We start from the raw sequence: 20,605 nt of genomic DNA, 5'->3' as shown, positions 1-20,605 counted from the left end.
AGCTGAGATATTATCGCGACCTTGCACCCGCGGCGCCGCTACAGTTCCCAAGTGACTCCCGACCCGCTCGTCGCGCGACTGCGCGCCGCCGGGTGCGTGTTCGCGGAGGCTGAGGCGCGGCTGCTGCGCGAGGCGGCAACCGGCGCGGAGTTGGAGGCGCTCGTCCGCCGCCGCGTCGACGGTGAGCCGCTCGAGACGATCCTCGGGTGGGCGGAGTTCGCGGGCCTGCGGGTCGCCGTCGCGCCCGGAGTGTTCGTACCGCGCGTGCGATCCGAGCTTCTCGTCGACCTCGCGAGCGATGGACTCGCGCCTGGCGATATCGTCGTGGAGCTGTGCTGCGGCGTGGGGGCAATCGCGGCGGCCCTCGCGCACCGTGTGCCGGGAATCGAGCTGTGGGCATCCGACATCGACCTGGACGCCGTCGCCGTCGCCCGGCGCAACCTGCCGCCCGAGCGAGTGCTCGAGGGCGATCTCTTCGACGCACTGCCGCCCGAACTCCGCGGTCGGATCGACGTGCTCGTCGCGAACGCGCCCTACGTGCCCACCGACGAGATCGCGTATATGCCGTCGGAGGCACGTGACTACGAACACCTCGTGGCGCTCGACGGCGGACCCGACGGTCACGCCATCCAGGCCCGCATCGCCGTCGAGTGCAGCGAGTGGCTGGCACCGAGCGCTCGCGTGATCATCGAGACGAGCCGCCGCCAGGCCGGCCGCACCGCGTCACTGCTGAGCGACCAGGGCCTCCGCACACGCATCCACCGCGACGACGAGCGCGACGGCACCGCCGTCGTCGGGCGCGCCACCTAGCGACAGTCGCGCCACCAGCTCGGCCGCCGCGCGCGGCGCGGGTGTCCAGCGACCATCACCCGTGACGACCCCGCACATCAGCTCTGAGCGAGCCGGATCTGATTGCCGGCGGGGTCGCGGAACGCCGCGTCACGAGCACCCCACGGCTGGTCCATCGGCTCCTGCACGATGTCGGCACCCGACGCCTCGATCTTCGCGAAGTCGCCGTCGAGATCATCGGTGGCGAGCACGAGCCCGCCGAGCACACCCTTCGCGAGCAGGTCGGCGAGCGTCTCGCGGTCGGCATCCGACTCTCCCGCACCGACCGGCGTGAGAACGACCGCGACATCGGAGCCGGCGGGCGCGACCGTGATCCAGCGCATCCCGCCGCCCATGTCGACGTCGTTGCGCACCTCGAACCCGAGAACGTCCCGGTAGAAGACGAGCGCGGCCTCCGCGTCGTCGAAGGCGATGTAGCTGTGCTGCAGTGAGATCGTCATGCGGCTCACGCTACGACCGCGACGCCTCCGCCGCTTCTCGAATCCTGACCGGTCGGGTGATCGCCTTCGCGACGCACGGGATGCCGTCGAGCGCGGCGTCCGGCGCATCCTGGTCCGCCGCGCGGCGATACGCGCTCGGCGACATGCCCACGAGCCGCGTGAAGCTCGTGCTGAACGACCCGAGCGAGGTGCAGCCCACCTCGACGCACACCTCGGTCACCGACAGGTCGCCGCGCCGCAGCAACGCCTTCGCCCGCTCGATGCGCCGAGTCAGGAGGTACCCGTAGGGGGTCTCGCCGTACGCCGCACGGAAGCTGCGCGCGAAGTGACCGGCCGACATGAGCGCGGTGCGCGCGAGCGCCTCCACATCGAGCGGCTGGGCGTACTCGCGGTCCATGCGGTCGCGCGCCTTGCGCAGCAGCACGAGATCCGAGCGGTCCACCCGACCAGTGTGCGCTACACGCCGAGGTAGCGCAGCCCCCAGCTGCCTTCGTAGCTCTCGCCGGGTTCCAGCCACACCAGGTCGTCGCCCGAGTTCAGGGCGTCCGGCGGGGCGGTCATCGGCTCGATCGCGACAGCCGTTCCCGGGCCCGCCGGGCGCGGGAAGATCGGCGTCGTGAACACCTGCAGGTAGCGCCAGTCGTCGTCCTGGAAGATCTCGAGGCGGCGGCCGTCGGGGGCGGCGAGCGTCGCGGTCACACCGTCGGCCGGTCGCAGCCCGCGGAACGCGGTGTCGAGCGCGAGCGCGCCCACCGGCACTCCGCCGCGCAGGTCGGTGCCGCCCTCCACCGGATGCCAGGCGATCGGGTCGAGCCGCTCATCCACTTCGAGGTATTCGTCGGCGTGGGCGGTGAGCACGAGTTCGGCCACGTCGACCTCGCCGATCCGCGGATACGGATGCGTCCCCGCCGCGAACGGCGCCCGGCGGTCCGAGAGGTTGCGTGCGCCGTGTGTCATCCGCAGTCCGTCCGCGAGCGCCTCGATGCGCACCCACGTGTCGACGAGGAACGGCCAGCCGTGCTGCGGGTGGATCGTCGCGCCGAGCAGGATCTGCGACTCGGTGAGCTCGCGCACCTCGTACTCGGCGAACTCGAGGAGCCCGTGCAGCGCACCGCCGCGCGCCGGCTCTGTGATGTCGAGCTGCTGCACCGCGCCGTCGTATGTCCACTGCCCAGCACGCACGCGGTTCGGCCAGGGGGCGAGCGCGATGCCCGAGCAGAACGGCGGGGGCGCGACGCCGTCGGCGAGAGGCTCGACGATGTCGACTCCCCCGACCCGCGCCGAGCACAGCACGGCCGCGACGGTTCCGACCTCGACCTCCGTGTCGCCCGCGCGAAGCGTGAAACGCTCGCCGACTCCCGTGACGGTGCTCATCGTGCCTCCTCGTAGCGGATGCCCCACGACGCCTCCCACTGCTCCCCGGGTTCCAGCCAGGCGAGCCCCTCGCCCGAGTTGAGCGCATCGGGCGCCGCCGACATGGGCTCGAGCGCCACGGCCAGCGTCGGGGCCTCGGACCCGTCTGCGGCGACGTGCGGGAAGTCGCGGGGCGTGAACGCCTGCAGCCAACGGAACGCCGGATCCTGCCAGACCACGACGCGCGATCCGTCCGGCGCGATGAGCGACGCGGCGCCCTCCGGCCCCGTGCGCACGCCCTCGTAGGCGACGTTCAGGTCGAGCTCGCTGAGGGGACGCGGCGAGCGCACGTCCAGCTCCGGGGCATCCGCGAGCTCATGCACGGCCACCGGGACGAGGCGGTCGTCGAGCTCGAGGTAGTGGTCGGCGTGCACCTCGAGACGCACCTCGTCGAGGGCTACCTCGCCCACCCGCAGGTACGGGTGCGCACCGACGGCCCACGGGGCGCGAACGCTGCCGATGTTGAACGCGGCGTGGGTGACGGTGAGCCCGTCGTCGGTGAGCTCGTAGCGCACCGACGTGTCGAGAAGGAACGGCCAGCCGTGCTGCGGGTGGATGCGGGCTTCGAGCTCCACGAACGCCTCGCCGCGCTCGCGGATGCGGTACGCCGTGTTGCGCAGCAGCCCGTGGATCGCGTTGCCGCGGCTCGGGTCGCTGAGGTCGAGCTGCTGGACCTCGCCCTCGTGCGTCCAGCGCCCGTCGCGTACCCTGTTCGGCCACGGCGCGAGCACGATGCCGTGACCGTGGGCGGGCAGCCGCGTCGGCGGGGTGGTCTCGGCGAGGCGATGCCCGTCGACGGAGAGATCGAGAAGAGCGGCTGCGAGCGGCGCGATCCGCGCTGAGGAGCGGGCGGTGCGCAGCTCGATGAGTTCGCCGAGCGGAGATGTCACGGTGAACACCCTAGGCGCATCGGCTCACGCGTCCGCCCGCAGCACTCGCGCACCGGCGGCGGCGAGGGCCGCGGATGTCACCGCGGCCGCCGCCGTCCACGTACCCGCCGTGACGATCGTCGTGCCCGGCCCCGCGCTGCCGATCGCGCCGAGGTGGCGTTCGCCGAGCTTGCTCGTGTCGGCCACGACCACGCGCGCGGCGGATGCGGCGATCATCGCGCGCTTCACCTCCGCCTCGGCGAGGTTGAGGTTCGAGATGCGCCCATCGTCGGCGATGCCGTTGCACCCGAGGATCGCGAGATCCACATGGAGACCCGCGAGCGACTCGGATGCGCCCGGGTCGACGAGCGAGTGCTGCAGCGGCCGGAGGGTGCCGCCCGTGAGCACGACCGTGATCCGGGGAACCGCCTCCTCCAGCTCGAGCGCGATCGTGAGTCCGTTCGTGACGACCACGAGCTCGTCGAGATCGCTGCGCTGGGCGCGCTCGACGAGCGCACGTGCCACCGCGAGCGTCGTGGAGCCGACGTCGAGCAGGATGCTCGCCCCGTTCGGCACGAGCGCCGCGGCACGTCTGCCGATCGCCCGCTTGACGGCGGCATCGCGCGCCGACACGCGCTCGACGGGCTCCTCCCGGGGCACACCGAGTGCCGGGAGCGCGGATCCGTGCACGCGTCGCACGAGGCCCGCGGCTTCCAGCTGGGTGAGGTCGGTGCGGATCGTGACCTCGCTCACGCCGAACTCGGCGGCAGCCTCTGCGACGCGCAGAATGCCGTCATCGCGGACCCGCTCGACGATCCGCTCTCGCCTCAGTTCGGCGGGCTGCGCGAGGTCCGGCATGACTTTCGAGTCCTTTCGATTCGGCAAGATCGGCTTACGGTACCGTAAGTGCATGACCGGTGTCACCCGCCGCGCCGCCCGGATGGCCGACGGCCGCGAACTCATCTACTTCGACGACGCCGACACGACCCTCCCCCCGGAGCGACGCGTCGACGAGCGCGCCCTGGACCCGCGCCCAGCCACGGCCACCATGCGCCAGGACGTCCTCACGGGCGACTGGATCTCGGTCGCATCCGGACGCAACAACCGCGTCTTCCTGCCGCCCGCGCACCTCGATCCGCTCGCCCCGCAGACGCCCGAGAACCCGTCCGAGATCCCCGACCTCTACGACGTCGTCGTCTTCGAGAACCGGTCGCCCTCGTTCGGGCCCGAAAGCGACGGCCCGCTCGCGCCGGCCGGACGGGACTTCGACCGCACCTCGCCCTCCGTCGGTCGCTGCGAGGTCGTGTGCTTCAGCCCCGCCAGCGAAGGCTCGCTCGGCACGCAGAGCGTCAGCCGCATCCGCACCGTCATCGAGGCGTGGGCCGACCGCACCCGCGAGCTCTCGGCACTGCCGGGCGTCGCGCAGGTGTTCCCCTTCGAGAACCGAGGCGAAGCGATCGGGGTGACCCTCGGGCATCCGCACGGCCAGATCTACGCCTACCCGTACGTCACCCCCCGCACCCGGTCGACCCTGCAGGCGATCGCCGAACTCGGCCCAGACCTCTTCGCCCGCATCCTCGAGCGCGAGCAGGCGGGCCCCCGGGTCGTCCTCCGCGGCGAACACTGGACGGCGTTCGTGCCCTTCGCCGCCCGCTGGCCAATCGAGCTGCACCTCCTGCCGCACCGGCACGTGCCCGACATCGACGCGCTCGATGAGGCCGAATGCGCCGAACTCGCCGACGTCTTCAAGCGCCTCCTGCTCGGCATCGACGCGCTCTACGACACCCCCACGCCCTACATCGCGGCGTGGCATCAGGCTCCTGTGCGTGAAGGGCGCGACGACGTGCGCCTCATGCTGCAGATCACCTCGCCGCGGCGCGCGGCCGAGCGCCTCAAGTTCCTCGCGGGCTCGGAGGCGGCGATGGGCGCGTGGGTTGCGGATATCGTTCCGGAGGATGCGGCCGCACGGCTGCGGGAGGCGGTGGCGTCGGTATGACCCAGGATCTGCGCGAGCTCGTGCGCGCCGAGTTCATCGAGGTGTTCGGCACGACGCCCGTCGGCGTCTGGTCGGCACCCGGCCGGGTCAACCTCATCGGCGAGCACACCGACTACAACGAAGGCTTCGTGCTGCCGTTCGCGATCGACCGGCGCACCTTCGCCGCGGTCGGCGTGCGCGACGACTCCCGGATCCGCGTCGCCTCGACGTTCTCGGACGAAGTCGCCGAGATCTCGATCACCGAGCTGTCGGCCGACGCCGTGTCCGGCTGGGCCGCCTACCCGCTCGGGGTCGCGTGGGCGCTCGGCGAGCTCGGATTCGCGGACCTCGGCGCGGTCCCCGGCGTCGACATCATGATCGAGTCGGATGTGCCGGTCGGCGCAGGGTTGTCGTCGTCGGCGGCGATCGAGAGCGCCGTCGCCGTGGCGCTCGCCGAACTGTGGCAACTCGACATCGACCGCCCCGCCCTCGCCCGCGTCGGACGCCTCGCCGAGAACGAAGCCGTCGGCGCGCCGACCGGGATCATGGACCAGATGGCGTCGCTGCTCGGACGCGACGACGCCGCCGTGTTCATCGACTGCCGCTCGCAGGAGGCCGACGCGGTCGACCTGGGCCTCGCGGGCGCAGGGCTCGCGATCCTCGTCATCGACACCCAGGTCGAGCACGCCCACGCCACCGGGGGCTACCGCGACCGGCGCGCCTCGTGCGAAGCGGGCGCCGCGGCGCTCGGCGTCGCCTCGCTGCGCGACGTGGAGGTCGCCGACCTGGTGCGCGCGAAGGAGCTGCTCGACGACGTGACGTTCCGCCGGGTGCGCCACGTTGTCACCGAGAACCAGCGCGTGCTCGACACGGTCGCGACCCTCACGGCAGCGGGCCCGCTCGAGATCGGCGAACTGCTCGACGCGTCGCACCGATCCATGCGCGACGACTTCGAGATCTCGGTTCCCGAGCTCGACCTCGCCGTCGAGACGGCGCAGGCGAACGGCGCGCTCGGTGCGCGGATGACAGGCGGCGGCTTCGGCGGATCCGCGATCGCGCTCGTGCCGCAGGGCCTCGTCTCGCAGGTGCAGGTCGCCGTCGACGGCGCGTTCGCGGAGCACGGATTCGGGCAGCCGGTGACGTTCACCGTCACGCCGTCCGCCGGTGCGCGCCGCGAGGTCTGAGCGACCTCACCGAAAAGCTCCGAGTCCCCTCCGCATCCGGCGACCCGCCGCATCCGGGGTTGCGGTTCCGCCGCATTCTCGGAATCGTGGCCGGTTCCGATACCCAAGGGAAAGGGGAACCGCAATGCTCACCCTCACCGAGAACGCCGGAACCGTCGTCTCCGACCTCGTGTCGCGGGCAACGGATGTCGACACGGCGGGCCTGCGCATCCAGCAGGGCGAGAACCGATTCGACGTCGCGATCGCCACTGCGCCCACCGCAGAGGACGTCGTGATCGAGCAGTCGGGCGCTCGCGTCTTCATGGACGGGCAGGTCGCCCAGGTGCTCGACGAGATGACGCTCGACGCTCAGGTCGACCCGGAGGGCAGCATCCGCTTCGCCCTCGCGCCGCAGGCCTAGCCCGCAGCACGTCTCAGCGGCCGTCCCTTCGGGGGCGGCCGCTTCGTGTTGCCGGGCGCGGGTGTGCCGCCGCGCCCCGAGGTCGGTCATGACCCGAGTCGCAGTCCCCCGCGCGCCACAGCGCGCTCCCGCCAAGCCCGATGCCAGCGACTCGGGTCATGACCGACCTCGGACCGCGGCTACAGAGCAGCTCAGCCGGCCCGGCGCTCGGCCGCGTCGACGACGTTCGCGATGAGCATCGCGCGGGTCATGGGACCTACGCCGCCCGGGTTCGGGGAGAGCCAGCCGGCGACCTCGGCGACATCCGGGTGCACGTCGCCGGCGAGCTTGGCGCGTCCGGATTCGGTGGTGCCGACGCGGGTGACGCCCACGTCGAGCACGGCGGCGCCCGGCTTCACCCACTCGGGCTGCACGAAGTGCGGCACGCCGATCGCGGCGACCACGATGTCCGCGCGGCGCACTTCGGCGGCGAGGTCGACGGTGCGGGAGTGGGTGAGGGTCACGGTCGCGTCGATGCCCTTGCGGGTGAGGAGCAGTCCGAGGGGGCGGCCGACGGTGATGCCGCGGCCGATCACGGTGACGTGCTTGCCGGCGATCTCGACGTCGTGGCGGCGGAGCAGCTCGACGATGCCTGCGGGGGTGCAGGGCAGGGGCGAGGTGAGGTCGCCGCTGACGCCGAGCACGAGGCGGCCGAGGTTGGTGGGGTGGAGGCCGTCGGCGTCCTTGTCGGGGTCGATCAGCTCGAGCATGGCGTTCTCGTCGATGCCCGCGGGGAGCGGCAGTTGGACGATGTAGCCGGTGACCTCCGGGTCGTCGTTGAGGCGGTCGATCGCGGCGCGGATGTCGGCTTCGCTGGCGTCGGCGGGCAGCTCTTCGCGGATGGAGCGGATGCCGACCTCGGCGGAGTCGCGGTGCTTGCCGCCGACGTAGCTGACGGATCCGGGGTCGGCGCCGACGAGCAGCGTGCCGAGCCCCGGCACGACGCCGCGCGCGGCGAGCGCCGCGACCCGCTCCGTGAGCTCACTCTTGATCGCCGCCGCTGTGGCGACGCCGTCCAACTTCCTCGCGCTCACGAGAGGGGTCGCAAACTGCGCGAGACACGGCGTGTTGAGAGCACTTTGCGTCCCCTCAGTTCCAGGAGGCGGGGGACGTCAGTCCCTCGTAGAGGGGGAAGGCGTCGGCGAGAGTGGCGACGCGCGCACGGAGGGCCGGGATGTCGGCGCCCGGCTGCAGTGCGAGCGCGATGATGTCGGCCACCTCGCGGAACTCCTCATCGCCGAATCCGCGGGTCGCGAGCGCCGGGGTGCCGATACGCACACCGGAGGTGACCATCGGCGGGCGCGGATCGTTCGGCACCGAGTTCTTGTTCACGGTGATCCCGACCTCGTGCAGGCGGTCCTCCGCGTCCTTGCCGGTGAACTCCGACGCCCGCAGGTCGACGAGCACGAGGTGCACGTCGGTACCGCCGGTCAGCACGTCGACACCCGCGGCCTTCGCGTCATCCGCCACGAGACGCTCGGCGAGGATCGCGGCACCGCGCACCGTGCGCTCCTGCCGGTCGCGGAACTCGTCCGTGCCGGCGAGCTTGAATGCGGTCGCCTTCGCGGCGATGACGTGCATGAGCGGGCCGCCCTGCTGCCCCGGGAACACGTTCGAGTTGATCTTCTTCGCGATCTCCGGGTCGTTGGTGAGGATGAACCCCGACCGCGGACCGCCGATCGTCTTGTGCACCGTCGAGCTCACGACGTGCGCGTGCGGCATCGGCGAGGGGTGCAGACCCGCCGCCACGAGCCCGGCGAAGTGGGCCATGTCGACCCACAGCTTCGCGCCGACCTCGTCGGCGATCGAACGGAACGCGGCGAAGTCGAGCTGACGCGGATACGCCGACCATCCGGCGATGATCACCTGCGGCTGCACCTCGAGCGCCGCGCGGCGCACCTCATCCATGTCGACACGGAACGTCTCCGAGTCGACCTTGTAGGAGTGCGCCTCGTAGAGCTTGCCCGAGAAGTTGAGCTTCATGCCGTGGGTGAGGTGCCCACCGTGGGCGAGCTCGAGGCCCAGGATGCGGTCACCGGGCGACGCGATCGCGGCGAGCACCGCGGCGTTCGCCGAGGCCCCCGAGTGCGGCTGCACATTCGCGAACTCGGCGCCGAAGAGCTCCTTTGCGCGCTCGATCGCGAGCGTCTCGACGACGTCGACGAACTCGCATCCGCCGTAGTAGCGACGGCCCGGGTAGCCCTCGGCGTACTTGTTGGTGAGCACGGACCCCTGCGCCTCGAGCACGGCGCGCGGCACGAAGTTCTCGCTCGCGATCATCTCGAGGGTGGACCGCTGACGCCCGAGCTCCTGGGCGAGTGCCGCGGCGACCTCGGGGTCGACCTCGGCGAGCGGGGCGAGGAAGGTGGATTCTGCGGACACGTGCGCTCCTTGGGGACAGGCGGTCATCGTCGCGGCCCAGGCGTACGGCCGCTTCTCCGTCTCGTCGCTCCCCGATGGTGACCCATCCGAACGCCAGTCACGACGCGCTCAGTCTACGGGATGCCGGGTGCCGCGCCAGAGGCTGAGGCGGTCGCGCTCAGCTCGGGTGCGCGGCGATCCGTGCGCGGTCCGTCGCGAGCACGAAGACGAGGCCCACCAGGATCACGGCGGAGGCGATCCACGGCAGGATCTGGATGCCGTAGGCGTCCAGCAGGCCCCCGCCGATGAGCGCGCCGCCGCCGATCGCCAGGTTGAACGCGGTGGTGAGCCATGCCGCGGCGAGGTCGCGGATCCGATCGGATGCCGAGTGCAGCACGCGCGAGTGCATGAGCGCCGGCACCCCGCCGAAGCTCGCGCTCCACACCGCCATGCCGATCACCACAGGGAGGACCTCGGTGCCGAACGCGGCGAGGAAGAGCACGCTCGCCGTCAGCCCGGCGAGCGCCACGTTGACGGCGCCGCGCGGGTAGCGGTCGCCGAACGCACCGCCGAGGGCGAGGCCGATCGCACCCGCCGCGCCGTAGGCGAACAGGAGTCCCGAGACCCAGTCCGGCTCAACCCCGCCCACCTGGATCGCCCACGGAGCGATGTAGGTGTAGAAGAGGTTGTGCCCCGTGGCGACGAGCGTCACCGACACGCACACGATGATCACGGCGGGCAGGGAGCGGTCTTTCCGGGTGGGCAACGGGATCTCGCCCGTCGCGAGCGGCACGAGGTGCGACACCGGGGGCAGATAGAGCACGACGAGCACCATGAAGACGAGAACGGTCGCCGCCATCGCCGCGAACGCGAAGCGCCACCCGAGCGCGTGCCCGAGGAAGGTGCCGAGCGGCACGCCGAAGATGAAGGCGAGGGTGCCGCCCGCATTGGTGAGGGAGATCGCGCGCGCCAGCTGGTGCCGCGGGACGAGGAGCGCCGCGTAGGGTCCCGTCACGGCCCAGAACAGTCCGTGGGCGAGACCCCCGAGCACACGCGCCCCGAGCAGGAACTCGTAGCTCGGCGCGATCGCACACAGCACGTTCGTGAGCGCGAAGATCCCGAGCAGCAGCACCATGAGCCACTTGCGCGAGTAGCGGCGCGTGAGGATCGTCAACGGCGCGGTCGAGAGCACGACCGTGCCGGCGAACACCGTGACGAGCAACCCGATCCGCGATTCGGAGACGCCGAGTTCCGCCGACATCTCGGGCAGCAGACCGGTGGGCAGGAACTCACTGGACACCGACGCGAAGATCGCCCCCGTGAGCACGAGCAGCCGCAGGGTGGGGAAGCCTCCGTCGAGCGTTCGTGTCACTCGGCGAGCCTAGCCGCCACGGATGCGGCCCCGCCGCGTCGTCCACACCCCCGGGCGCCCTACGCTGGGTGACTGTGACACCGACCCACTGGATCCTCACCCTCGTCTGCGAGGACAGGCCCGGGATCGTGCACGCGATCTCCGGGGCGATCGTCGAGGCGGCCGGCAACATCACCGAGTCGCAGCAGTTCTCGAGCGACGACACGGGCACCTTCTTCATGCGCCTGCAGGTGGAGTCGCTCGCCTCCCGCGAGGAGTTCGAGGCGGCACTCGCGCCCGTGACCGAGAGATACGGGATGACCTGGCAGCTCGATGTCGTCGGACGTCCCCTGCGCACGCTCGTGCTCGTCTCGACCGCCGCGCACTGCCTCAACGACCTCCTCTTCCGTCAGCGCGCTGGACACCTCGCCGTCGACATCCCGCTCGTGCTGTCGAACCATCCGGATCTCGGCGAGCTCGCCGCCTTCTACGACGTCCCCTTCGAGGCGCACCCCGTGACCTCGCCCGGGCAGAAGCTCGCCTTCGAGCAGCGCGTGCTCGAGGTCGTGGAGGAGCACGACATCGAACTCGTCGTGCTCGCCCGCTACATGCAGATCCTCTCCCCCGAGCTCTGCGAGACGCTCGCCGGACGCGTGATCAACATCCACCACTCGTTCCTACCGGGCTTCAAGGGCGCGAACCCCTACAAGCAGGCGCACGCGCGCGGGGTGAAGATCATCGGAGCGACGGCGCACTTCGTGACGAGCGATCTCGACGAGGGCCCGATCATCGAGCAGAACATCGTGCGCGTCGATCACACCCGCTCGTGGGAGCAGCTGCGGGCCATCGGCCAGGACGAGGAGAGCCGCACGCTCACCCAGGCGGTGCAGTGGTTCTCGGAGGACCGGGTTCTGCTCGACGGCGCGCGCACGATCATCTTCCGCTGACCCGCCGGTACCCTCAAGGCGTGACCCGGCTCCTTCATTCCGCTCTGCTCACGGACGAGCGGGGCGAGACCCCCGACGGATGGGTGCTGTTCGACGGCGATGTCATCGCGGCCGTCGGCTCGGGTGCCCACCCGGATGCCGACGAAATCGTCGACCTCGGCGGGGCGCGGCTGACCCCCGGATTCATCGACATCCACGGACACGGCGGCGGAGGGCACTCCTACGACGACGGGGGCGAGGAGCTCGCCGCGGCGCTTGCGACGCACCGCGCGAACGGGACGACCCGAGCGGTCATCTCGCTCGTGGCCAACCCGCTCGCGGCTCTGCGGTCAGCGCTCGCGGAGATCGCCGAACTCACGGAGACCGACCCCCTCGTGCTCGGCACGCATCTCGAGGGACCGTTCCTCGCTCCCGCCCGACGGGGCGCACATCATCCCGACCATCTGCGCGAACCGGACCCGATCGCGGTCGACGAGCTCATCGAGGCCGCTCACGGCACCTTGCGGCAGGTGACGATCGCCCCCGAGCTCCCGGGTGCGGACGACGCGATGGATGCGTTCCTGCGTGCCGGGGTGCGCGTCGCGATCGGCCACACCGAGGCCGACTTCGCCTGCGCATCCGCGGCGTTCGACCGCGGCGCGACGATCCTGACGCATGCCTTCAACGCCATGAACGGCATCCACCACCGCGAGCCGGGCCCGGTGGTCGCGGCGCTCGAGGATCCGGATGTGACGCTCGAGCTGGTGCTCGACGGTCACCACGTGGACGAGCGAGTGGCGGCGCTGCTGCTCGACGAGGCACCGGGGCGTGTCGCGTTCGTGACGGATGCGATGGCCGCCGCAGGCAGCGCGGACGGCCACTACCGACTCGGCGCGCTCAACGTCTCGGTGCAGGACGGGCTGGCGGTGCTGTCGGGCACGTCGACGATCGCGGGCTCCACGCTCACTCTGGATTCGGCGGTGCGACGCGCGGTCGACGTCGTCGGTCTGTCGTGGCCGGATGCCGTGGGGGCGGTGACCGCCGTCCCGGCTCGCGCCCTGGGCTTGGGCGACCGGTTCGGCCTGCTGGAACCCGGTTACGCGGCGGATGCGGTCGCACTCGACGACGACGGATGCGTCACCGCAGTGTGGGCCGCCGGCTCCCGCATCCGCTGAGCTTCGAGCTCCCGCCCCCGAGCTCTCGCCTCCGTGAGAGTACGCACTTCTGCGTGCTCTCGGCCGTGAGAGCACGCAGAAGTGCGTACTCTCACGGGAACGAGAGGGCGGCCCGCGCCAGCGGGGCCTCGGGTCAGCGGGCCCAGTCGGGGCGGTTGTCCCAGGCGTCGCGATAGTAGTCGGCGAAGCGGAGCTTCGATGCCGCCGCCTCATCGAGCAGCACCGTGACCTCCGGATGCAGCTGGATCGCCGAGCCCGGCACCGAGGCCGACACGGGCCCCTCGACCGCGCCGGCCACCGCATCCGCCTTGGCCTCGCCGAAGGCAAGCAGCACGAGCGCCCGCGCCTCGAGGATCGTGCCCAGCCCCTGCGTGAGGCAGTGCCTCGGCACCTCGTCGGGCGACGAGAAGAACCGCGCGTTGTCGGCTCGCGTCGCCGCGGTCAGCGTCTTCACCCGGGTGCGGGAGGCGAACGACGAGCCCGGCTCGTTGAAGCCGATGTGGCCCGTGCGCCCGATCCCGAGCACCTGAACATCGACACCCCCGGCCGCGGCGATCGCCGCCTCGTACCGCTCCCCCGCGGTCTCGATCGGCCCGCCGTCATCCCCAGGCACGTGGACGAGCGCCGGATCGAGGCCGAGGGTGTCGACGACTTCGCGCGTGATGACCGCGCGGTAGCTCTCGGGATGCCCCGAGGGCAGCCCGATGTACTCGTCGAGCGCGAATCCGCGCACCCGAGACAGATCGAGCGGACGCGACGCGAGCGCGCTCCAGACCGGCAACGGCGTCGAGCCGGTTGCGAGCCCGAGCACGGCGTCGGGACGGGCCCGCACGACACGCTCGATCGCATCCGCCGCCAGCTCACCCGCGGCCGCCTTCGCCTCGTCGGGCGTCCCGGGCAGGATCACCACCTCGGCCATCAGTCCACCTCCAGTGCACGCTGATCCGGATCGCCGACGAACGCGGCACCGACGGCCGCCGCCGGGAAGTCGATGGGCAGGAGTCGCAACCGGTCGCCGAGGGCGAGTGATGCGATGAACGGCGACGCCGCCTCCCACCGGGTGATCACCGATCGGACGCCGTCGAGCAGCGGGGCGCCGATCCGGCTGATGCCGCCGCCGATCACGACGTCGTCGACATCGACCGTGAGCACGAGTAGCCGCGCAGCCTCGGCGGTCGCCTCGAGCAGGCGATCGCGGACCCCGGCCGCATCGGCATCGCCGGATGCGGCGGCGGCGAACAACGCCCGCACCGGCAGCGGGTCGCTGCTCGGCCACTGCCGCGCCACCCCCGACCCGGAGGCGTACAGCTCGAGGCATCCGCGCTGCCCGCACGGGCACACGGGTCCGGCCGGGTCGACGGGGATGTGCCCGATCTCGCCGGCGACACCTCGCAGGCCGCGCCAGAGGCGTCCGGCGAGCACGAGCCCCGCGGCGAGCCCCGTGCCGAGGTTGAGGTAGGCCATCGACTGGGCGGGGCCGAGCCCTCGGAGGTGGAATGCGCCGAGGGCGGCCGCATTCACGTCGTTCTCGACGCGCACCGCGCGCCCGAGGCGCGATTCGAGCTCCGCCCCGAGTTCGAGATCGGCGAGACCGAGGTTCACGGCATGCGACACGCGTCCCGTCGCGGCCGAGACCGCCCCGGGGATGCCGACGCCGATCGAGGTGAAGTCCGCCACCCCGATACCGGAGCGCGCCGACAGCTCGGCGACCGCGCTCACCGCCGTGGCGAGCACCTCGTCCGCACCGAAGCCGGTGGGCAGACGGAGGGTGTGGGCGACGGCACCGTCGTCGCCGATGGCGACGGCGTCCGTCTTGGTACCTCCGATGTCGATCCCGACCCTCACTGCGCCTGTCCTTCCCGCATCCCGTTCAGAGCCTCCGCCACGACGCGCGACGCCCCGAAGGTGGCGATGTCGGCATAGTGGCGGTCGGGTCCGGGCCAGCCCATGTCGACGATGAGCACTCCGGGGCGTTCGATCCGCGCCCGGTCGACGTAGGCGCGCGTCCATGCGTGCCGGTGGATGTCTTTGCCGACGATGACGAGAGGGCGGCCGTCGTCGACGGGCAGCGCGTCCCCGTCGCGCACTTCGACGACCGCGACGCCCGCCGCGGCGAGGCCCCACGGCACCACGCCGACGGCGATGTTGGCCGACGTCTCGAGTGTGAGTATCCGCGCGTCGGCAGGGATCGGCGGGATGCCCTCACGGATGTCGAAGGCGGATCGGATGCGCGCCGCATCCCCCACCCACTCCGCGGGCGCCGGTCCGACCTGGCGCGACGCCGCGAGCTCCTCCGCGAGCGCACGCACCCGCGCGGTCGCATCGGCGAGCCGCGACTCCTGGAGCTCTCCCGAACGCACCGCCGCACGCACGACGTCCTCGATCTCCTGCAGTTGCGCATCGGTGTTGCGGGTTCCGATGCAGAGCAGGTCGCATCCGCCGCCGATCGCACGCACCGCGGCGGCGGGGATACCGATCGTGCCCGACGCCCCGACCATGTCGAGCGCGTCGGAGACGATGACCCCGTCGAATCCGAGCTCACCGCGCAGCAGCCCCTGCAGGATCCGAGCCGAGAAGGTCGCCGGCGCCATCGGATCCAGCTGCGGCAGCAGGATGTGGCTCGACATGATCGTGCGCGTGCCAGCCGCGATCGCCGCCTGGAAGGGCACGAGTTCGCGGTCTCGGAGCGCCGGGAGCGGGAGGTCGACGACCGGCAGGGCGCGATGCGAGTCGGCAGCGGTGTCGCCGTGCCCCGGGAAGTGCTTCGCGCTCGCGGCCACGCCCCCCGCCTGCAGCGCCGCGACCCATGCGGCGGTGTGCCGGGCGACGAGCTGCGGATCGGTGCCGAAGCTGCGCACCCCGATCACGGGGTTGTCGGGGTCGGAGTTGATGTCGGCGTCCGGGGCGAAGTCGAGGTCGACGCCTGCCGCACGGAGCTCCGCAGCGACCGCGGATGCGACGGATCCGGTGAGCGCGAGGTCGTCGATCCGCCCGAGCACCGCGTTGCCCGGATACGGTGATCCGGTGGCCGCGTGCAGCCGGGAGACGTCGCCGCCCTCCTCGTCGATCGCGATGATCGCGAGCGGATTGGCGGCGTGGATCGCCGCGGTGAGCTCGCGCAACTGCTCGGGCGAGGCGATGTTCTCGGCGAAGAGGCAGACCGCGCCGAGGCCCGCGCGAAGGCGCGCCTCGAGCCACTCCGGAAGCTCGGTGCCCGCGAACCCGGGCATGAGCAGCGACGCGATCATCCCTTGACCGCTCCTCCGACGAGGCCGCTCGTCATCCGGCCCTGAACGATCAGGAAGAAGATGATGACCGGCACGGCCACGATCGTGGACGCCGCCATCACGGCACCCCAGTCGGTCTCGCGCGTCGCGGAGGCCTGCACGAAGCCGCGCAACCAGAGGGGCAGCGTCTGCGCCGACTCGGCCGGCAGCAGTACGACCGCGACCGTGAACTCGTTCCACGCCTGCAGGAACGCGTACACCCCGGATGCCACGAGCCCGGGAGCGAGCAGCGGGAACGTGATGCGCATGAACGCCTGGAAGCGGCTGAGCCCGTCGACCATGGCGGCCTCCTCGAGCTCCGCGGGGACACCCGCGACGAAGCCGCGCAGCATCCAGACGGTGAACGGGATCACCGCCGCGACGTAGATGATGCTGACGCCGAGGATCGAGTTCAGCAGCCCGACCGACGACATCATCTTGTACTGGGCGATGAAGAGCCCCTCGGCGGGCAGCATCTGGATGAGCAGGAGCGCGAGCACGAAGCTCGTGCGCCCGCGGAACCGGAACCGGCTGATCGCGACGGCGCCGAGGAACGCGAAGCCGAGGCACACGGCCACGACGATGAGCGTGATCGAGACGCTCATCCCGAGCGCCCCGAAGAAGGAGCCGTCGGCGATGGCGCTCTGGAAGTTCGCGAAGGTGAAGTACTCGCCCGGGAAGAACCGCGGCGTGAACTGCTGGAGCACGGCGTTCGAGACGAACGACGAGTTCACCATCCAGTACACGGGGAACACCCACACGAGGGCGACGACGACGGCGAGGAGGGACAGCAGGGTGCGTCCGGTGCGGCGGCTCATCGCGTCTCCTTGTCCTGGGCGAGGAGGTCGCGCACGTACACCCAGCTGATCGCGAGGGTGATGATCAGCACGACGATCGACACGGCGCTCGCCATCCCGAAGTCGTTGGCGCTCGCCCCGAGCTTGTAGATGTAGGTGCCGAGCAGGTCGAAGTCGCCGGACTTGGATCCCGCGTCCTTCAGCAGCGTGATCTGCGCGAACACGCGCAGGTCCCAGATGAGCTGCAGCAGCAGCACGATCGACAGCACCGGTCGGATCATGGGGCCGATGATGAGGCGGTACCGCTGCCAGCCCCCGGCACCGTCGAGCTGCGCGGCCTCGAGCACCTCCTCGGAGACCTGCGTGAGTCCCGCGTAGACGGCGAAGGCCACGAACGGCACCGACATCCACACGATGAGGATGCTCGCCACAAAGAAGAAGGTGAGCGGATGCCCGAGCCAGTCGTAGCGGTTCATGTCGACGCCCGGGAGCAGGTCGAGCAGGTAGTTGACGACGCCGCGTCGGCGGTCGAAGAGCCAGATGAAGATCGTGGTCGCCGCGGCAACCGGGGTCGCCCACGCGAGAAGCAGCGAGATCTGGAGGGTCAGGCGGGCGGCACGCCCGATCGCGTTCATGAGGAGGGCGAGGAGGACCCCCACGAGCACTGTCGCGAATGCGGTGACGACGCAGAACAGCAGCGAGCGGACGAGCACCGCCCAGAACTCGCCGTCGGAGACGAGCGCTCCGAAGTTGGCGAAGCCGACCCAGTCGGGAGCCTTGCCGAACTGCTGGGCGAGGCCGTACTCCTGGAAGGCGGTGATGAACTGCCAGACGAGCGGGTATCCGAGCCCGAGGAGGAGCGCGAGGATCGCGGGGACGATCAGCAGGTAGGGGACGCCGGTGCGGCGAGGCGCGATCCGTGCGCCGTTGCTGGTCGCGGACATGCGGGATCCTCCTTTCGACAAGGCTGACAGGTGGGATGGGGAAAGGTCGGAGCCGGGCGGACGGCAGCAGCGCGCGCCGCCCGCCCGGGATCCGGACTAGCCGTTGATCAGTGCGTCGATCTTCTCGTCGTACTCGGCCGCGAGGGCGGTGATGTCGCCGCCGCCGTTGACCTTGCCGAAGAACTCCTCGAGCAGGCCCGAGCCCTCGACCGCGGCCCAGCCCGGCGCCGCCGGGGTGAGCTTGGAGCTGAGAGCGGATTCGATGAGGGCGTTCGCGAACTGGTCGTCGCCGAGCGAGGAGACGTAGTCCTCGTTCGCCGGGCCGAGTCCGTTCTCGCCGAGCATCTGCTGGTACTCGGGGCTGAAGATGATCGTCATCAGCTCGCGGGCACCGGCCTGGTTCTTCGACGCCGCCGAGATCGCGATGTTCGATCCACCCGCGAACACGGGGGCGACTCCGCCGTCGACGCCGGGCAGCACGTAGGTGCCGAACACGTCGTCGTTCCAGGTGGGGATCGTCTTCGTGTCATCCTCGGGGTCCGGCGCCAGGTCGCCGATCGACCAGTGCGCCCATCCGGGGGCGATGATCGTCGCGGCCTCGGGGGCGTCGGCGTCGGGCTGCGTGTTGATGTTGACCCAGGGGGTGCTGTCGGACTCGGTCACCGGGGCGTTCGACGCCTCGGTGTAGAGCTCCTGCAGAGCCGTCAGACCCTCGATGCTCTTCGGGTCGGAGAGGGTCGACGACCAGGTGTCGCCGTCCTTCGTCGCGAGGTCGCCGCCGTAGGCGAAGATCCACGAGATGCCGTTGCGCCAGTCCTCGCCGCCGAGGTAGAAGCCGGAGAGCGCGCTGTCGTGGAGCTTCGAGGCGACCTCGGTCAGCTGCGGGAGGGTCGTCGGGACGTCGACGCCCGCCGCCGCATAGAGGTCCTTGCGGTAGAACACGTAGCGCGAGCCGAAGTAGTACGGCAACGCGTAGTTCGCGCCATCCACCTCGCCCACCTCGACGAACGAGGGCAGCAGCTTGTCGCCGCCGAGGTCCTCGTACATGTCGGAGATGTCGCTGAAGGCGCCCACGTTCGTGAACGTCGGCGACCAGGTGTTCCCGATCTCCGTGACGTCGGGGGTATTGTCGGCGTCAGGCAGTGCGGTGGTGAGCTTCGCGAGAGCATCGCCCCAGTCCTGCTCCTCGATAGTGAGGGTGCCCCCGGTCGCGTCGGCGTACTCGGTCTTCAGGTAGTCGCGCAGCGCGTCCGGGGTGTCACCTCCCATGAGCCAGAGAGTGATGTCCTGGCCCTGTGCGTCGTCGGCAGGTGCCTCCGGGGTGGTGGAGCAGCCGGCGAGGACGACGAGCGCAGCTGTCGCCGCGGCGACCGCTCCGATCTTTCGCTTCATACGTGCTTTCCTTCTTCTTCGGATTGCGGAGACGCCGGGTGGCGGCACCGCTGGTGCAGGGTTGGCGTCAGGAGACGCCGAGTCTCCCGGCCAGCACCATGGCGGCCGCGCCGCGCATGACGATGTCCTGGCCGAGAGCCGACATCCGCACCGCGAGCGCCCCATGGAACTCGGGCATCGTGCGGGTGCGGAAGGTCTCGATGGCCGCCCCGAGAAGCGGGCCGTCGAGGAGTTCGACGGGGCCGCTGATCACGACCTCGTCGAGGTTGAGGGCGCCCACCACGGGGGCGAGGGCGATGCCGAGGCGTTCCCCGGCGCGGTGCAGCACGGCATCCCGCTCGGATGCGGATGCGGCCTGGGCGAGTCCGTCGCGCAGGTGCGGCACGGCGAGCCAGGTCTCGAGGCATCCGTGCTTGCCGCACGCGCACAGCGCGCCGCCGTCGGTGCCGACCACGACGTGGCCGATCTCGCCCGCGGCGAAGCGGCTGCCGTGCAGCAGCGTTCCGCCCACGATGAGGCCCGCACCGACACCGCGGCCGACCCGGATGAGCATGAGGTCGCCCTGCGCGTCGCCGAAGCTGCGCTCGGCGAGGGCGGCGGCGTTCGCGTCGTTGGCGACGACGACACCGAGCCCCGTCGCCTGGGCGATGGTCGCCTGGAGCGGCTCCCCCTCCCACCCGAGGTTGGGTGCCGAGAGCACGGTGCCGTCGATGCCGACGACACCGGGAGAACCGATGCCGACACCGAGGAGCGGTCGGTCGGCGGCGGCGACGAGCTCGAGGGTGAGGCGCGTGGCGATCCGGGTGACTTCGGCGCCGGACGCACCCCCGGTCTCCACCTCGAGGCGGGTCACGACAGTACCGTCGAGGTCGAGCACGGCGCCGCGGAAGACGCCGGTCTCGGAGAGGTCGACGCCGACGATCTGGAATCCGGTGCGGTTGATGTCGAGCAGGATCGCCGGCTTGCCCGGCCGGGATTCCCCACGCTGGCCCGTCTCGATGACGAGGTCGTCGTTCATGAGTTCGGCGACGAGGTCGGAGATGGTCACGCGCGTGAGGCCCGTCTCTCGCGCGAGGTCGGCGCGGCTCGCGAGCCCGCCGCGATAGAGGGTCTGCAAGACGAGCGAGCGGTTGTGGCCGCGCGCGTGCTCGGGGAGGACCTTGCCGCTCGGCCGGAAGGCACGAGGAGGTGCGCTGCGTTGCGCGTCGGGGGCGACCATGTTTG

21 protein-coding genes and 1 riboswitch are annotated in these 20,605 nt (G+C 71.2%); of the genes, 6 read left to right on the top strand and 15 right to left on the bottom strand.

Annotated features, from left to right (window positions below):
* Positions 1–51: 51 nt before the first annotated feature.
* Positions 52–810 (top strand): putative protein N(5)-glutamine methyltransferase, encoded by a 759-nt coding sequence (locus tag FVQ89_RS05070; protein ID WP_147900791.1) that lies wholly within the window; start codon positions 52–54, stop codon positions 808–810.
* Between the two features lie 77 nt (positions 811–887).
* Here FVQ89_RS05070 and FVQ89_RS05065 read toward each other — a convergent pair whose 3' ends face one another.
* The 5 genes from FVQ89_RS05065 to FVQ89_RS05045 are packed head-to-tail and all read right to left on the bottom strand — an operon-like array spanning position 888 to position 4,429.
* On the bottom strand, positions 888–1,289 hold the full coding sequence (locus FVQ89_RS05065) for a VOC family protein (RefSeq protein ID WP_147900790.1): 402 nt from the start codon (positions 1,287–1,289) through the stop codon (positions 888–890).
* 10 nt (positions 1,290–1,299) lie between these two features.
* On the bottom strand, positions 1,300–1,686 hold the full coding sequence (locus FVQ89_RS05060; RefSeq protein WP_187264966.1) for a helix-turn-helix transcriptional regulator: 387 nt from the start codon (positions 1,684–1,686) through the stop codon (positions 1,300–1,302).
* A 59-nt stretch (positions 1,687–1,745) separates the two neighbouring features.
* On the bottom strand, positions 1,746–2,663 hold the full coding sequence (locus tag FVQ89_RS05055) for an aldose 1-epimerase family protein (protein ID WP_147900788.1): 918 nt from the start codon (positions 2,661–2,663) through the stop codon (positions 1,746–1,748).
* On the bottom strand, positions 2,660–3,592 hold the full coding sequence (locus FVQ89_RS05050) for an aldose 1-epimerase family protein (protein ID WP_187264906.1): 933 nt from the start codon (positions 3,590–3,592) through the stop codon (positions 2,660–2,662). Before FVQ89_RS05050 ends, FVQ89_RS05055 begins: the two co-directional genes overlap by 4 nt.
* Before the next feature lie 24 nt (positions 3,593–3,616).
* Positions 3,617–4,429, bottom strand: a complete 813-nt coding sequence (locus FVQ89_RS05045; protein WP_147900786.1) for a DeoR/GlpR family DNA-binding transcription regulator — start codon at positions 4,427–4,429, stop codon at positions 3,617–3,619.
* Positions 4,430–4,481: 52 nt separating this feature from the next.
* Here FVQ89_RS05045 and galT point away from each other — a divergent pair, with 52 nt between their 5' ends.
* From galT to FVQ89_RS05030, 3 genes are all read left to right on the top strand, one after another.
* Positions 4,482–5,567, top strand: a complete 1,086-nt coding sequence (gene galT, locus FVQ89_RS05040; protein ID WP_147900785.1) for a galactose-1-phosphate uridylyltransferase — start codon at positions 4,482–4,484, stop codon at positions 5,565–5,567.
* Positions 5,564–6,730: a galactokinase gene (gene galK / locus FVQ89_RS05035; protein WP_147900784.1), complete on the top strand. Its 1,167-nt coding sequence runs from the start codon at positions 5,564–5,566 to the stop codon at positions 6,728–6,730. Before galT ends, galK begins: the two co-directional genes overlap by 4 nt.
* Before the next feature lie 124 nt (positions 6,731–6,854).
* The gene (locus FVQ89_RS05030; protein WP_147900783.1) at positions 6,855–7,130 is read left to right on the top strand and encodes a Fe-S cluster assembly protein HesB; all 276 of its coding nucleotides are present in this window, start codon (positions 6,855–6,857) and stop codon (positions 7,128–7,130) included.
* 191 nt (positions 7,131–7,321) lie between these two features.
* On the opposite strand, the gene FVQ89_RS05025 is transcribed toward FVQ89_RS05030, so the two are convergent.
* The 3 genes from FVQ89_RS05025 to FVQ89_RS05015 form a co-directional block, all read right to left on the bottom strand.
* Positions 7,322–8,203, bottom strand: coding sequence for a bifunctional methylenetetrahydrofolate dehydrogenase/methenyltetrahydrofolate cyclohydrolase (locus tag FVQ89_RS05025; RefSeq protein WP_147900782.1), 882 nt, complete (start codon positions 8,201–8,203; stop codon positions 7,322–7,324).
* 55 nt (positions 8,204–8,258) lie between these two features.
* Positions 8,259–9,551 (bottom strand): serine hydroxymethyltransferase, encoded by a 1,293-nt coding sequence (gene glyA / locus FVQ89_RS05020; protein WP_255513428.1) that lies wholly within the window; start codon positions 9,549–9,551, stop codon positions 8,259–8,261.
* Between the two features lie 27 nt (positions 9,552–9,578).
* Positions 9,579–9,662, bottom strand: a riboswitch (ZMP/ZTP riboswitch).
* A 46-nt stretch (positions 9,663–9,708) separates the two neighbouring features.
* The gene (locus tag FVQ89_RS05015) at positions 9,709–10,902 is read right to left on the bottom strand and encodes an MFS transporter (protein WP_147900780.1); all 1,194 of its coding nucleotides are present in this window, start codon (positions 10,900–10,902) and stop codon (positions 9,709–9,711) included.
* 74 nt (positions 10,903–10,976) lie between these two features.
* Here FVQ89_RS05015 and purU point away from each other — a divergent pair, with 74 nt between their 5' ends.
* Positions 10,977–11,828: a formyltetrahydrofolate deformylase gene (gene purU / locus FVQ89_RS05010; protein WP_147900779.1), complete on the top strand. Its 852-nt coding sequence runs from the start codon at positions 10,977–10,979 to the stop codon at positions 11,826–11,828.
* 20 nt (positions 11,829–11,848) lie between these two features.
* Complete coding sequence (gene nagA, locus FVQ89_RS05005) at positions 11,849–12,982, top strand: N-acetylglucosamine-6-phosphate deacetylase (RefSeq protein WP_147900778.1); 1,134 nt, start codon at positions 11,849–11,851, stop codon at positions 12,980–12,982.
* Between the two features lie 133 nt (positions 12,983–13,115).
* Here nagA and FVQ89_RS05000 read toward each other — a convergent pair whose 3' ends face one another.
* From FVQ89_RS05000 to FVQ89_RS04970, 7 genes are all read right to left on the bottom strand, one after another.
* Positions 13,116–13,901, bottom strand: coding sequence for a glucosamine-6-phosphate deaminase (locus FVQ89_RS05000; protein ID WP_147900777.1), 786 nt, complete (start codon positions 13,899–13,901; stop codon positions 13,116–13,118).
* On the bottom strand, positions 13,901–14,827 hold the full coding sequence (locus tag FVQ89_RS04995; protein ID WP_147900776.1) for an ROK family protein: 927 nt from the start codon (positions 14,825–14,827) through the stop codon (positions 13,901–13,903). Before FVQ89_RS04995 ends, FVQ89_RS05000 begins: the two co-directional genes overlap by 1 nt.
* Positions 14,824–16,230, bottom strand: a complete 1,407-nt coding sequence (gene nagZ / locus FVQ89_RS04990; RefSeq protein WP_147900775.1) for a beta-N-acetylhexosaminidase — start codon at positions 16,228–16,230, stop codon at positions 14,824–14,826. The genes FVQ89_RS04995 and nagZ overlap by 4 nt, the downstream gene beginning before the upstream one ends.
* Complete coding sequence (locus FVQ89_RS04985; RefSeq protein ID WP_147900774.1) at positions 16,227–17,066, bottom strand: carbohydrate ABC transporter permease; 840 nt, start codon at positions 17,064–17,066, stop codon at positions 16,227–16,229. Before FVQ89_RS04985 ends, nagZ begins: the two co-directional genes overlap by 4 nt.
* Positions 17,063–17,989: a carbohydrate ABC transporter permease gene (locus FVQ89_RS04980; protein ID WP_147900773.1), complete on the bottom strand. Its 927-nt coding sequence runs from the start codon at positions 17,987–17,989 to the stop codon at positions 17,063–17,065. The genes FVQ89_RS04985 and FVQ89_RS04980 overlap by 4 nt, the downstream gene beginning before the upstream one ends.
* A gap of 96 nt (positions 17,990–18,085) precedes the next feature.
* Entirely contained in the window at positions 18,086–19,381 is a 1,296-nt protein-coding gene (locus FVQ89_RS04975) for an extracellular solute-binding protein (protein ID WP_147900772.1), read from the bottom strand.
* A 67-nt stretch (positions 19,382–19,448) separates the two neighbouring features.
* Positions 19,449–20,600, bottom strand: a complete 1,152-nt coding sequence (locus FVQ89_RS04970) for an ROK family transcriptional regulator (protein ID WP_147900771.1) — start codon at positions 20,598–20,600, stop codon at positions 19,449–19,451.
* Between the last annotated feature and the right edge of the window lie 5 nt (positions 20,601–20,605).

Source organism: Homoserinibacter sp. GY 40078 (assembly GCF_008017545.1).
Lineage (GTDB): Bacteria > Actinomycetota > Actinomycetes > Actinomycetales > Microbacteriaceae > Homoserinibacter.
This window is presented reverse-complemented; position numbering and strand designations above follow the sequence as displayed.